The following is a 13,814-nucleotide window of genomic DNA, read 5'->3' on the forward strand; positions in this document are numbered from 1 at the left end:
GGCAGTGTAAAGGAGAATCTTTATGGATGAAAAAGAGAAAAAGCTCGAAGAAATATTACGAGAAATAGGGAAAATTGTCATTACTTATTCTGGCGGGATTGATAGTACTTATTTATTAAAAGTGGCTGTTGATACGCTTGGTAGTGAAAATGTATTAGCTGCTGTGGTCAATTCAGAGTTATTTCCAGATTATGAGTTTGATATGGCTATTGATTTGGCAAATGAAATGGGTGCTCGTGTCATCGGATTAGAAATGCAAGAATTATCAGATCCTCGAATTGCAGCGAATACGCCTAAAATTTGGTATTACAGTAAAAAGATGTTGTATCAAACAATTAAAGAACATGCTGAAAAAGAAGGCTATACCGTTTTATCAGATGGGACGATTATGGATGATGTAGATGATTTTCGTCCAGGTGTGAAAGCTCGCAATGAAGAAGGTGTTCGTAGTTTACTACAAGAAGCTGGATTATATAAAAGTGAAATTCGTCAATTAGCAAAAATACGTGGTGTAGAAAATTGGAATAAAGTACCTTCTTGTAGCATGGCATCTCGTTTCCCATATGGAACAAAAATTACTGCTGAAAAAGTTCGCTGGGTACAAGAAGCCGAGGCTTATTTAATCCAATTGGGATTTGAACAAGTGCGTGTACGTGTTCACCAAGATTTAGCAAGAATTGAAGTGTCACTTGATTTAATTCCAAGATTATTAGAACTTCGTCAAGAAATTGAAAGTACATTACGTACCATTGGCTTCAGCTATGTGGCGTTAGATTTAGCAGGATATCAATATGGACGAATGAATCAAGTTTTAAGTGAAAAAGAAAAGGAAAATATCTAATGCAATAAGGAAGGACTTTGATAAGGGGGTTCTTCTTTATTTTCATAGAAATGAGGAAGTATGGAAGCTAAAGAAATATTGCATTTTTGGTTTCAGGAATTAGAACCAAAAGACTGGTTTGTAAAATCTGAAGTATTAGATACAGAGATATACCGACGTTTTTTTAACACTCACCAAGCAGCTATTGCAGGAGAATTAAGTCATTGGAGAAATACAATTCAAGGAAGATTAGCGGAAATTATAGTGTTGGATCAATTTTCTAGAAATTTATATCGTAATGATGCGAGAGCATTTTTATATGATGGTATGGCGCTTGTATTAGCTCAAGAAGCTCTACCTTATTCAGAAAAATTAACGATTGTAGAACGAAGCTTTTTATATATGCCATTTATGCATTCAGAATCATTAGCAATTCATCAAGTAGCGGAAAAATTATTTTCCGAACCTGGTATGGAAAAGCGTGCAAAATATGAACAGATGCATCGAAATATCATCGAACAGTTTGGGCGTTATCCACATCGTAATGAAATTTTAGGAAGAAAATCGACGGAAGAGGAGTTAGAGTTTCTTCGAAATCATTCGGGGTTTTAAGTGAAAATTTTTTGTAAAGCGGATTAAAAAAAGTAATAAAACCTTAATATAAATAGAGTTGTTTTTTCGTAAAAAATTCGATACGATGGATAGACAAAAGAGAGAATTGTGGAGATATAGATATGAAAAAATTTAAATGGATGAAGGCAGTATTGACAGCTATATTGGCTTGTTGTTTAGTAACTCCGATGCAAGCAATGGTTCACGCTGAAGAACCTGAAAGACCTAAAACAGCAGAAGAAATTGCCGCATTAGAAGATGTAGCATCTTACATTGCTATCGAACAAACAAGTGGAAAAATTTTGATGGAAAAAAATCAAGATGATGTTCGCGGCATTGCTTCGATGAGTAAAATGATTAGTCAATATTTAATATTAGAAGCGATTAAAAATTCAGAAATTACATGGGAAACAAAAATTCCTATTAGTGAACGTGCCAGTAAATTAAGTGCCAATTATTCGTTATCAAATGTTCCTTTATGGCCAAATGAGAAATATAGTATTCAAGAATTATTTGAAGCAAGTTCGATTTATTCTGCTAATGCAGCAACCATTGCGATGGCAGAATATTTAGCGGGAAGTGAAGCTAAATGGGTAGAACGAATGAAGGAAAAAGTTGAATCTTGGGGAATTCAAGATGCAACGATTGTGAATGCGACAGGATTGCCGAATAAATATGGAACAACAGAAAAGAATCCAAATTTTGGAGATGATGCAGAAAATAGTATGTCTGCTCGTTCTGTTGCTATTGTTGCAAGACGTTTAGTAGTAGATTTTCCTGAAATTTTAAAAATTTCTTCTGTTACAACGAAGGAGTTTAGACCAGGAACTGCTGGGATGACAAAGATGGATAATTTTAACTATTTAATTCCAGGATTGTTATTTGGATATGAGGGTGTAACTGGCTTAAAAACAGGAACTTCTGAAATTAGTGGAGCTTCTATTACGACAACTGCAACTCGTAATAATTTTTCAGTCATTGTTGTATCCATGGGATCTAAACAACCACTGAATCGTTTTAAAGTAACAGCGAAAATGTTAGATGAATTATTTAAGAAATATGAAGGCTTAGTGGTAGGAATTCCAGGGAAATCGGTTCAGAATATCCAATCTTATCCAGTGAATGGTGGTTCTGATGAGAAAATTAGTGTCGATTATGGCGATAATTTTGTAGCTGCTGTTCCAAAGGGAACAGCCATGAGTCAAGTAAAAGTTCGTTTTGAACCTTTTAAAGAATTATTAGATGAAAATAATGCCTTACAAGCACCAATTACTGCGGGAAAAACTATTGGAGATCTATATTTCCAAATGCCTGGAGAAGATTTAGGATATGTAGATGGTCAAACAGAAGGACATGTTCCTGCATTTGCAGGATATGAAATCGATCCATCAAATATTGTGACAGATAGCTATCGACAAGCAAGAGGATTTGTAGGGAAAGTGATTCAAGGTGTTAAAGACTTTTTTGGGAATATCTTCCAAAAAGTAAAAGGTTTCTTACATGCACAAGAAGCGTAAATAGTTCAATTTGCTGATTACCTGTTGCACAAGTTTAGAGAATATTGTAAAATACAGACATATAAAACGGTATGAATAGTAACTTGAAGTCTTTTGTAGAGAGCTAGCGTTTGGTGAAAGCTAGTAAAGTATGACAAGCGAATCCACATACTATGATGCATGGCGAAAGCATTGATTAAGCCATCCGGAGCAAACCGTTATCGCAAATGAGTGCAATGGAAACATTGAATACGGGTGGTACCGCGAAGATAAAAGTGAAACACACAACTTCGTCCCAGTGACAATTTGTCGGGGATGAGTTGTGTGTATTTTTTTACAATGGTTTAAACAAAGTTTCAACAGGCAAAACAAAAGAAAATGGAGGAATCAATATGTTAGATATGAAACGAGTGAGAGATCACTTTGAAGAAGTTGTGGTTGGATTACAAAACCGCGGAGTAGAACGTCAAGTAGTAGAAGAATTACGTGATTTAGACGAAAAACGTCGTGAATTAATTTTAAAAACGGAGCAATTAAAACAATACCGTAATACTGTAACGGAAGAAATTTCTCAATTAAAACGTAATAAAGAAGATGCTAGTACAAAAATTGCTGAAATGAAACAAGTTGGGGAAGATGTAAAAGCAACAGATGCTTTATTAGCAGAAGTAGAAGAAAAATTAGAATACATCGCTTCACGCTTACCAAACATTGCTGCAGCAGATGTACCAGTAGGGGAAGATGAAAACGAAAACGTAGAAATCCGTCGTGAAGGAACTCCACGTGTTTTTGATTTTGAACCAAAACCACACTGGGAAGTAGCAGAAGCATTAGATATTTTAGACTTTGAAAGAGGCGCTAAAGTATCAGGAAGTCGTTTCTTATACTATAAAGGATTAGGTGCTCGCTTAGAACGTGCGATTTACAACTACATGATTGATTTACATGTGGAAAAACATGGCTACACAGAAATGATTACACCATATTTAGTAAACGAACAATCAATGTATGGTACAGGACAATTCCCTAAATTTAAAGAAGATGTGTTCCAAATTAATGACGAACGTAATTTAACATTAATTCCAACAGCAGAAGTTCCATTAACAAACTATTATGCAAATGAAATTTTAGAAGAAGCACAATTGCCAATTTATTTCACAGCATTAAGTCCTTCATTCCGTTCAGAAGCAGGTAGTGCCGGAAGAGATACTCGTGGCTTAATCCGTCTACACCAATTCAACAAAGTAGAAATGGTGAAATTTGCAACTCCTGAAACATCATTTGAAGAATTAGAAAAAATGACAGATAATGCGGAAGATGTATTACGTGGTTTAGGCTTACCATTCCGTACAATTGTATTATGTACAGGAGATATGGGATTCTCAGCTTCTAAAACATATGATGTTGAAGTGTGGATTCCAGCACAAGATACTTACCGTGAAATTAGTTCATGCTCAAACTGTGTAGACTTCCAAGCACGTCGTGCGAAAATTCGTTACCGTCAAGCTGAAACTGGAAAAATTGAATTATTACACACATTAAATGGATCTGGTTTAGCAGTTGGTCGTACAGTAGCAGCCATCTTAGAAAACTACCAAGAAGCAGATGGAAGTGTAACAATTCCTGAAGCATTAGTTCCATATATGGGTGGAGTTACAAAAATTACTAAATAATGATTAGATAAAGAAAAGACTTTTTAATACTGGAAAGTACGCTAGAAGAATTTAGATTCTTAGGCTCGGGTGCAATCTGTTGTTAAAGAGTCTTTTTCTTTTTATCAAAAAAATTGCATTTTATCATATCGAGTGATAAAATACAGAAAAAGTGATAAAAAGAGGTGAAACTATGAATACTGATAAGATTTTGAATATTTTTGAAGCTTTTCATTTTAAGGTGAGCTTATCTCCTGTAGAGCTTCATTTGCCAATTGTTTTTCATAAAAAATATCATTTTATGCAATTACTGATTAATGGGGAAAAATTTTTGCTAATGAAAGAAAAACGGGCGGGAAGTTTAGAAAATGTTGTCAAACAAGCAAAAGGGATTCAAAAACAAACGGGATTAGCAGTTGTTTTAGTTTTTAATAAATTATCTGATATACAGAAAAAACAATTATTGCAAATTGCTGTTCCATATCTTGATTATCATGAAAATATTTACTTCCCTTATTTAGGATTTTTGTTTTCAAAAGTAGAAAAAACAGTTGAAGTAGATAAAAAACTGTCTTCAACTGAACAAAAAGTTCTAATCTCACTATTGTTATCTCCTTCAACAGTTGAAATTAATATAGAGGAAATTAGTTGTTTAACAAATTTATCTATTCCAAGTTTATATCGTGTTTTTAAGAATTTTAAAGACAGAGGTTGGCTAACAAATAAGAATAAATCTTATCACTTTGCTAAAACAAAAGCTCAGATTTTTAAAGAAGCTAAAAAGATTCTAAAAAATCCAATTCATAATACTGTATTGATTAATGAAGATGATTTTCAGAGAATTACTCAGAATTTAGATTTGAAACTTTCAAATACAAAAGCTTTATCAACTATAAGTATGTTAGCGGATAATGATGAATATGGAACTTATGCATTATCAAAAAAACAGTTTAAGAAAATGGAGGAATCACTTCAACAACATATTTTTCAAGGACATAAAATAGAAATTTGGGATTATGAACCGGTACATTTTAATTATTTAAAAGACGAAAGTCAGGGTGAGTTTACTTTAATTGATCCAATTTCATTATATTTGATTTTAAAAGATGATGAGGACCCTCGAATTGAAGAGGAAGTAGAGAAGTTAGAAAGCAAGATTTTTACATTATTAGGAGAAAAGTATGCCAGCTAATATAAAACCTATTTTTCAAGAGATTTTTAAGGAATATCAAGATTACTATGTTTTAATTGGGGGAACAGCCACTTCCATTGTTTTAGATGCTCATGGATTTGAAAGTCGTACGACCAAAGATTATGATATGGTTATTATTGATCATTTAAAGGACAAAGCTTTTTATCATACATTGATTCATTTTCTAGAAATAGGAGAATATATCGGAAGTCAATTAGAAGAATCACCTCAGCTTTTTCGTTTTACAACTAAGAAATCTGGATTCCCAGAAATGATAGAATTATTTAGTATTTTACCAGAGTACCCTTTGAAAAAGTTTAGTAGAGAAACTCCGCTTCATTTCGCTGAAGAGGCAAGTCTGTCTGCATTATTATTAGATAAAGATTATTATCAATTGTTAGTGAATGAAAAAGAAATTATTGATGAATATTCTGTATTGAGCAATCGGGGGTTAATTGTATTTAAAGCAAAAGCATGGCTTGATATGGTAGAAAAATCAAAACAAGGTGAACGGGGATTAAGCAAAAAAATCAAAAAGCACTTAAATGATATTGCAAGATTAACGATGTTACTGCATGAAGAGGATGCTTTATCTAAAATTAATACTTCAAATACTATCGTGAAAGATATGGCACGATTTATTCAGGTTTTATCAAGTGAGACACATTCTATCCCTCAGAATGAAGATATTATTTTATCACGAGAAGAAATTTTTGAAATACTAAGAGAGTTTCTATCAAAGTGATTATTTTAAAAGTAAAATAAAAGGAATTAACGAAGCAAATAGCACGTTAATTCCTTTTTCTTATTTAGAATTTTTATTTTCAAATGGGATAGAAAGGATGAAGGTACTTCCTACATCTTTTTGACTTTGAACCGTAATTTTTCCGCCCTGTTGATGAGCTAATTCTTGAGCAATGGCTAGACCAAGGCCATGGCCTCCAGTTTTCATATTTCTGGAGCTTTCAACTCTATAGAGTCTTTTGAATATATGTTCAAATTCTTTAGCATCAATTCCTTTTCCTTTATCCGACACACTAATTGTGAGAGTGTTATCTTCTAAAATCCCTTTTACATCGACTGGTGTGCCAGGGTCAGAATATTTAAAGGCATTATTTAATAAATTGACTAGAATACGTAACAATTTATCATAATGACTCGTAAATTTAGCAGATTCTGGTAGAACTTGTATATGAATGTCTCTATTTTCTTGTTCAATTAAAAGGTGAAACTCATTCATCGCATGAACTAATAACTGATCTAAGAAAATCACTTCATTTTTTTGATGATGCTCCTCTGCTTCTTGTGTATTAAGCGTTAAGTCATCTAATTCTTCTACTAATTTGTTTAATCGTTCCGTTTGACGGTTAATCGTTGTTAAGTAATGAAATTGTTCTTCTTGAGTAATGATTCCATCTAAAATTCCTTCAACGGTTGCTTGTATCGAAGTAATGGGAGTCTTTATATCATGGGAAAGTTGTGCAATCATGATTCTCTTTTCTTTCTCACTTTCTTCTAGTGAATCAAAGGATTTTTTTAAATCATCTGACATATGATTAAAAGCTTTTCCAAATTCTTGGAATTCAATTGGACCTTTAATGGTAACGGAATCATTAAAATTTTTATTGGCAATATCTTTTGCTTTCTTTTTAAGTTCGTTAAGAGAAGAGAAAATTGGTGATAGAAGTAATAAACTAATCATAGCGCCAATGAAGCTAGCGAATAATGTAACTCCTATCAAAAAGTAAATTTCTCCTTTTTCAATTAACATTTTTTGAACTGCCCAAAAAACAGCGAGTATGGTTAACGTAGTAGAGATAAGATAACCAATAATAATATAATTTTTTAATTTCATAATGAACCTCTTGGTTTTTCAATTTTGTATCCTAAGCCCCATACGGTTTTAATCGTTGGAGTATGTAAACTAGAGTGTTTAGACAATTCTTGCCTTAAAGCATGGATATGAACGTTTAGTGTATTCGTATCGTCTATAAATTCTTCTTGCCAAACTTTTTCATATAATTCTGTTTTTGAGAAAACTCGTTCAGGATTTTTGCATAAAAGCCATAAAAGTTCAAAAGCTTTTACCGTTAAGTTGAGTAGATGATTGTCGACATAAACTTCATAAGTTTCGTGGTTTAATTTTAGATTTCCTAATTGTACTTGAGTAGGATTTCCACCTCGATAAATTCTTCTAAAAATATTATTGACGCGAAGTACAAGTTCTCTAGGGCTGAAAGGTTTTGTAATAAAGTCATCAGCTCCCATACTAAGACCAAATATTTTATCTTGTTCACTTGTTTTAGCTGTGATGAATAGAAACGGTTGGTCAGGAGATAAATATTGAACTTCACTAATAAAATCATATCCATCCATTTTGGGCATCATAATATCAGTAATAATTAAATCGATGGATTTGTTTTTAAATAGTTCTAACCCTTCAACTCCATCATGAGCTACAAAAACCGTGTAACCGGATTGTGATAAGTAACGATTTTGGATATCTGTAATTTCAAACTCATCATCTACGAGTAATATTGTTTTTTCCATTAGAGACTCCTTTGATAAAAATAGTGCTATACTTTTGCTCAGTATAACACTATTTTTAGGGGAATTAAACTTAGATTCTTTCTGTTTTAGCTTTTAATCCTAAGATTCCTAGAACGAATGCTAATCCAGCTGAGAATGCTCCTAAAGCAGAAGTGTTTGTAGTAGTTTCTCCTGTTACCGGTAGAGTAGCTTTATTTTCTTTCTTCATAGAATCATTCTTTTTCATTTCTTTTGCTTCTTCTTTTTGTTGTTTCATCATTGGAGTAGAAAGCTCTTCTTTTTTAGCTGTTTCTTGTTCCATTGTTTTAGAATTCATTTGTTGAGAGTGCTCCATAGTCGTTGGTTTCATCTCATTTTTTGTAGCATGTTCTTCTTTCATAGTAGATGTAGTATTTGTAGTTGAAGAAGAATGATTGGTTGCCATGCTTTCTTTATGCAAAGTAATACGAACTTCACGTGTAGCAATAACATTAGATAAATCAGCTTTACCGTCTTTATTACCGTACACTTTTACAGTAGCTTGGTAAGTTTGAGTACCATTGGCACGAAGTTGATCAAGAAGAGCTTGTCCTTCTTTACCAGTAGTGTTTCCGTTTAAGTCAACTTCATAGAAATATTGACCTTTAGTAAGACCTTCAAGAGGAAGTAATGCTGGATTTTTTGCAGTTCCATTATCAGACCAAGGTGCATTTTTAGAAGATTTCAGTAATAGACGAGTTAACATACCGTCGCCACCGAAGAATTCGTAAGGAATCACTTGGTTAACCCCAGCAAGGAAAGGTCCAGGAACATTTGCTTTTTCAAGATAGCTAGCAGGTACTTCAGTTTGTGCTTTAATATTGTTGGCTACAGATTCGTTTACCTTTTGAGCAGGAGTTAATCCGTTTAAAGTAACTGAAATATTTTTAGTAGCAACAACATTAGATAAATCGGCTTTACCATCTTTATTACCGTACACTTTAACAGTAGCTTGGTAAGTTTGAGTACCATTTTTACGAAGTTGATCAAGAAGAGCTTGACCTTCTTTACCAGTAGTGTTTCCATTTAAGTCTACTTCATAGAAGTATTGACCTTTAGTAAGATCTTCAAGAGGAAGTAATGCTGGATTTTTTGCAGTTCCATTATCAGACCAAGGAGCATTTTCAGAAGATTTCAGTAATAGACGAGTTAACATACCGTCACCACCGAAAGCTTCATAAGGAATTACTTGGTTAACCCCAGCAAGGAAAGGTCCAGGAACATTCGCTTTTTCAAGATAGCTAGCAGGTACTTCAGTTTGAGCTTTAATATTATTGGCTACAGATTCGTTTACATTTTTAGCAGGAGTTAATCCGTTTAAAGTAATTGAAATATTTTTAGTAGCAACAACATTAGATAAGTCAGCTTTACCGTCTTTATTACCGTACACTTTTACAGTAGCTTGGTAAGTTTGAGTACCATTGGCACGAAGTTGATCAAGAAGAGCTTGTCCTTCTTTACCAGTAGTGTTTCCGTTTAAGTCAACTTCATAGAAATATTGACCTTTAGTAAGACCTTCAAGAGGAAGTAATGCTGGATTTTTTGCAGTTCCATTATCAGACCAAGGAGCATTTTCAGAAGATTTCAGTAATAGACGAGTTAACATACCGTCACCACCGAAAGCTTCATAAGGAATTACTTGGTTAACCCCAGCAAGGAAAGGCCCAGGAACATTCGCTTTTTCAAGATAGCTAGCAGGTACTTCAGTGTTTGGTTTAATATTATTTGCTACGGAATCCTTTACTTGTTGAGGAGAAGTAACAGGAGTAGTTTCAGCTGGAGTTGCAGCTCTATTTTCTGAGACTTCTTTTGGAGTATTTGCAGCATCTACTTTATTTTCAGTAGCTGGTTTATTATTACTGCTCTGAGCAGTAGTTTCTTTTGGTGCAGTTAAGGCAGTATCCACAGCTTTATTGATGAGTTGATTCACTTCCTCTTGTTTGTCTTTTTGAGCTTTTTCTGGTTTCGTTTGAGAAACCGATGTAGCAGCAGCTTCATTTGCTAGAACAGATTGTACTGGAGAGGTAAGGATAAAAAATCCACTAGCAACGACGACCGATGCTACACCGACGCTTAAACGACGAATTGACCAACGAGTATAATTTTGATGAACATTATTTTTCATAGTAAAACCTCCTAAGTTTTGTATGTATTTACTATAAGCGGTAAAAATAAAGTGAGTATAATGAAAAGTTAAAATAATTCTTAAATATCCGTTATGAAATACTTATATACGAAAAAAATAGCGGAAATACGGCTGGAATAACTTTATTTAGAGAATAGAATAGGAGTTTTTCTAACTAAAAAAGGAATTAACAAACCTCATGGCATGTTAATTCCTTTTTCTTATTTTTTCACACTAACATTAATAGCATTTAGTACACGATCAACAGGGGTGCTTTCTTCGAGTAAGTGTTTTTGTTCTTCTTTCGCAATATCAGGATGGTCAGTTATGATGCCTGAAACAGAGCTATGAAGATATTTATTAATTTCTTCGGGTTCATTAATTGTCCAAACATAAACTTCATGACCTTGTTGCTGAGCAGTAATAGTTGTTAAGTCATGGTAAGAGAAATCTTCCACCACGTAAAAGTCTACTGCAGGATTTCCAAATCCCCCAAATTGGAGTGGAATGACATATCCGGTATCCATCTCAGGAGCTTTTCGTTCAATTTCTTCAATAACGTCTAAGTTGATAGACATAACTTTATAAGTTTGGTCAACACCTAATTCTCTCATTTTTGCAATGAAGAGGTCTGTGTAATCTGCACCTTCAAAACCATGAGGTTTCAATTCAACGAGTAGCTTGACGTTGAGTTCCTTAGCTTTTGCAACAAATTCTTCAAAAGAAGGAATATGACTTTCATAATCATTTTGGTAAATTGGAAGTCCAACGAGTTCGTCATAAGTCATATCTTTTACTTTTTTATTGAGACGCGCTAGTCGCTTCAAATTATAATCATGCATGACGATAAAGCGATTATCTTTTGTGAGTAAAATATCCATTTCGACATAATCGGCGCCTTCTTTTGCAGCAGCTTCTAAAGCTTCAAGAGAATTCTCTACTCCGTATTCGGTAAATCCTCGATGAGCCACGATAGCAGCTGACGAAGAGTTTTCCCAGTGATATTTTGTAATAGCTTCACTAGAATAGTAAATCGTTAAACCAATAAAAGCAGCCACTGTAATAATGGTACTTTTAAAGGGAATTTCGGGAATATGATGCTTGATTGTTACATCTACAGCGTCTTGATCATCTGCTAGTTTTACTAAAATAATGACAAGCGCAATTTTTGTATAAATTGCCATAAAGAAAATAACTAGTTTCGATAAGACAAATAAACTTGTTACAATAAAGACATTATCCATTATAGAAGATAAGTAGCCTAAAGTAATCGTAAGAATAAACGTTACTAAAAATCCGATAAGGGATAGGACGATTTCAACAAGTAAGAAGATACCAATATGTCTCCAAAGCTTCTTCTTTGTGAGCGTCCAACTTGTTTTTATATTTTCTAAAAAACAATGATTCGTTAAAATTTGTAGTGGGATAGCATAAATGAATCGAAGATGAAAATAAGCTAGTACTACAAATAAAAGGATAGAACCGATAGCTCCAGCAGTCGTTTTTTGAATTTCTTCTGTAATAAAGTTTGGAATATACAATTGTTCGGTTAAAAAGGAAGTCATTCCAAACTTTCCTAAAGGTAACAGGGTCAATATATACAATAAGAAATAAATAAACTGCGGGCTAAAAAATTCCCTCACTTCTCCAAATGCATTTTTTAAACTGGTTCGCCATGAGAAATGTGTTTTAGAAATCGTTCCATACACCATAAAGGTAAGAATCGAAAATTCAATAAAGACAAATAAAATGACGGCGAATAAATATGCAATAAACGCTAAAATAATAATGGGGGAAGAGAAGAATAATTTCATATTACTAAAATTAAAATTACTTTGTCCCGATAAAAAAATAATGCCTTTAAATAAGGTTGATAAAATTCGAAAGCCAACAAAGGATACAAAAAATTGTAAGAAGGCAGCATTTCGAACATACATAATTTTGTTGGAAAATAAATTATTCAATACGAATCGAACGGTTTTCCAAATAGGTAAAGTTTGGTTTTCCATAAAGCCTCCTTATAGAAAGATTGAGAATATTGTAGCATAGGTATAAAGAAAATTCCTAGTGAAATCGTTTAAAAAAAGTAAGATTTCTTCATTGTATCAAGAGAAAGATTGCCGTATACTTAAAGCGTAATCATGATTTTATAGGAGGGGTTTTATGTTTTTATCAGAGGAATTACTAGCACAAATTCATCAAAGAGCTGCGCAATATGACTTGGAAAATGCGTGGCCAAAGGAAGATTATGAGGCATTAAAAGAAGCGGGGTATTATAAAGCTTTTGTGCCAAAAGAATATGGGGGATATGGCTTATCTCTTCAAGAAATTGCCCAAGAACAAACAAGATTAGCAATGGCAGCACCAGGAACAGCTCTTGGGATTAATATGCACCAAATTATTGTTGGATTAGCCAAGCATATGGTTCGATTCGGCAATAAGAAGGGCGAACAAATTTTACGAGATGCAGCTGATGGGAAGTTATTAGCGTTTGGTATTTCTGAACCAAGTAATGACCGAGTGCTATTTGGTTCCATTTCAAAAGCAGAGCCACAAGAAGATGGAGGCTATCGTTTTTATGGAAAGAAAGTTTTCCTATCAATGGGAAAATATTGCGATAAATTAGTTTCATTTGGTTCAGATACTTCTGGAGAATCTCCATTGTCTGTCTTTGCTTATTTAACACCTGATGCAGAAACATTCGAAGTAAAAGATGATTGGGATACATTAGGAATGAAAGCAACTCAATCAAACACTGTAGAATTAAAAGGGATTTATGCTGCCAAAGAACAAATTTTAACAAAAGTAGCTCCTGGTCCAAGTTTTGATCCAGTTGTGTTTGGTATTTTTGCTTATTTTGAAATTTTATTAGCCGCTACTTACCATGGAATTGGAAAACGTGCGTTAGAAATTGGAATTGAAACGGTAAAAACTCGTTATTCTGTATCAAATGATGCGCCATATTCTCAAGATAAAAACATTCGTTGGAGAATTGCCGAAGCAGCCATTATTTTAGATAGCATTCAACCACAAATTAATGAATTAAGTCAAACATTGGAATCAAGCGAAGAATATAGCTTTATTTGGTTACCACGTTTATCTTCGATTAAAAATCGTTCTGTTGAAGTGTCTAAAAAGGCAGTGGAAGAAATTGTACGTGCTAGTGGAGGAAGTTCTTATTACAATACAACAGAACTTTCACGCTTATATCGTGATGTATTAGCTGGTTTATTCCAACCATCTGATCAAGAATCTCTCCATGATGCATGGGCAAATATTTTATTAGGACCTATTGCGTAATTAGTTGGAGTCGTAAGTAATACGACTGATGAACTTTATATAATTGACA

10 protein-coding genes, 1 pseudogene and 1 other annotated feature are annotated in these 13,814 nt (G+C 33.6%); of the genes and pseudogenes, 7 read left to right on the plus strand and 4 right to left on the minus strand.

Going from position 1 to position 13,814, the window contains the following annotated elements; all coding sequences use genetic code 11:
* The first annotated feature begins 22 nt into the window (after positions 1 to 22).
* From larE to RWM24_RS02705, 6 genes and pseudogenes are all read left to right on the plus strand, one after another.
* Positions 23 to 841 (plus strand): ATP-dependent sacrificial sulfur transferase LarE, encoded by an 819-nt coding sequence (larE, locus tag RWM24_RS02680; RefSeq protein ID WP_314111265.1) that lies wholly within the window; start codon positions 23 to 25, stop codon positions 839 to 841.
* A 60-nt stretch (positions 842 to 901) separates the two neighbouring features.
* Positions 902 to 1,432, plus strand: a complete 531-nt coding sequence (locus RWM24_RS02685) for a DUF924 family protein (protein WP_314111267.1) — start codon at positions 902 to 904, stop codon at positions 1,430 to 1,432.
* Between the two features lie 122 nt (positions 1,433 to 1,554).
* A complete protein-coding gene (locus RWM24_RS02690; protein ID WP_314111269.1) occupies positions 1,555 to 2,949 on the plus strand; it encodes a D-alanyl-D-alanine carboxypeptidase family protein in 1,395 nt (464 codons plus the stop codon).
* A 61-nt stretch (positions 2,950 to 3,010) separates the two neighbouring features.
* Positions 3,011 to 3,229: a binding site (T-box leader), on the plus strand.
* Positions 3,230 to 3,320: 91 nt separating this feature from the next.
* Entirely contained in the window at positions 3,321 to 4,601 is a 1,281-nt protein-coding gene (serS, locus tag RWM24_RS02695) for a serine--tRNA ligase (protein WP_314111271.1), read from the plus strand.
* A 172-nt stretch (positions 4,602 to 4,773) separates the two neighbouring features.
* Positions 4,774 to 5,772, plus strand: a complete 999-nt coding sequence (locus RWM24_RS02700) for a hypothetical protein (RefSeq protein ID WP_314111273.1) — start codon at positions 4,774 to 4,776, stop codon at positions 5,770 to 5,772.
* Positions 5,762 to 6,226: pseudogene (locus RWM24_RS02705) on the plus strand (hypothetical protein); the annotation flags it as partial. The gene RWM24_RS02700 and the pseudogene RWM24_RS02705, both read left to right, overlap by 11 nt.
* Before the next feature lie 351 nt (positions 6,227 to 6,577).
* On the opposite strand, the gene RWM24_RS02710 reads toward RWM24_RS02705, so the two are convergent.
* The 4 genes from RWM24_RS02710 to RWM24_RS02725 all read right to left on the minus strand — a co-directional run bounded on the left by RWM24_RS02710 (position 6,578) and on the right by RWM24_RS02725 (position 12,474).
* Positions 6,578 to 7,627 (minus strand): HAMP domain-containing sensor histidine kinase, encoded by a 1,050-nt coding sequence (locus RWM24_RS02710; RefSeq protein WP_314111274.1) that lies wholly within the window; start codon positions 7,625 to 7,627, stop codon positions 6,578 to 6,580.
* Positions 7,624 to 8,322, minus strand: coding sequence for a response regulator transcription factor (locus RWM24_RS02715; protein ID WP_314111276.1), 699 nt, complete (start codon positions 8,320 to 8,322; stop codon positions 7,624 to 7,626). Before RWM24_RS02715 ends, RWM24_RS02710 begins: the two co-directional genes overlap by 4 nt.
* A gap of 70 nt (positions 8,323 to 8,392) precedes the next feature.
* On the minus strand, positions 8,393 to 10,465 hold the full coding sequence (locus RWM24_RS02720; RefSeq protein ID WP_314111278.1) for an SSURE domain-containing protein: 2,073 nt from the start codon (positions 10,463 to 10,465) through the stop codon (positions 8,393 to 8,395).
* 221 nt (positions 10,466 to 10,686) lie between these two features.
* Positions 10,687 to 12,474 carry a glycerophosphodiester phosphodiesterase gene (locus RWM24_RS02725; RefSeq protein WP_314111280.1) on the minus strand — a complete coding sequence of 596 codons (1,788 nt, stop codon included), beginning with the start codon at positions 12,472 to 12,474 and terminating at the stop codon, positions 10,687 to 10,689.
* 154 nt (positions 12,475 to 12,628) lie between these two features.
* On the opposite strand from RWM24_RS02725, the gene RWM24_RS02730 reads away from it, so the two are divergent.
* Positions 12,629 to 13,765: an acyl-CoA dehydrogenase family protein gene (locus tag RWM24_RS02730; RefSeq protein ID WP_314111282.1), complete on the plus strand. Its 1,137-nt coding sequence runs from the start codon at positions 12,629 to 12,631 to the stop codon at positions 13,763 to 13,765.
* Positions 13,766 to 13,814 lie beyond the last annotated feature (49 nt).

Origin of the sequence: uncultured Granulicatella sp. (genome assembly GCF_963516875.1) — a bacterium.
In the GTDB taxonomy this organism is placed as follows: domain Bacteria; phylum Bacillota; class Bacilli; order Lactobacillales; family Aerococcaceae; genus Granulicatella.

Excerpts from the sequence above, each read along its gene's own strand:
- larE (WP_314111265.1), top strand. The coding sequence starts at position 23 with ATGGATGAAAAAGAGAAAAAGCTCGAAGAAATATTACGAGAAATAGGG.
- RWM24_RS02685 (WP_314111267.1), top strand. The coding sequence starts at position 902 with ATGGAAGCTAAAGAAATATTGCATTTTTGGTTTCAGGAATTAGAACCA.
- RWM24_RS02690 (WP_314111269.1), top strand. The coding sequence starts at position 1,555 with ATGAAAAAATTTAAATGGATGAAGGCAGTATTGACAGCTATATTGGCT.
- serS (WP_314111271.1), top strand. The coding sequence starts at position 3,321 with ATGTTAGATATGAAACGAGTGAGAGATCACTTTGAAGAAGTTGTGGTT.
- RWM24_RS02700 (WP_314111273.1), top strand. The coding sequence starts at position 4,774 with ATGAATACTGATAAGATTTTGAATATTTTTGAAGCTTTTCATTTTAAG.
- RWM24_RS02710 (WP_314111274.1), bottom strand. The coding sequence starts at position 7,627 with ATGAAATTAAAAAATTATATTATTATTGGTTATCTTATCTCTACTACG.
- RWM24_RS02715 (WP_314111276.1), bottom strand. The coding sequence starts at position 8,322 with ATGGAAAAAACAATATTACTCGTAGATGATGAGTTTGAAATTACAGAT.
- RWM24_RS02720 (WP_314111278.1), bottom strand. The coding sequence starts at position 10,465 with ATGAAAAATAATGTTCATCAAAATTATACTCGTTGGTCAATTCGTCGT.
- RWM24_RS02725 (WP_314111280.1), bottom strand. The coding sequence starts at position 12,474 with ATGGAAAACCAAACTTTACCTATTTGGAAAACCGTTCGATTCGTATTG.
- RWM24_RS02730 (WP_314111282.1), top strand. The coding sequence starts at position 12,629 with ATGTTTTTATCAGAGGAATTACTAGCACAAATTCATCAAAGAGCTGCG.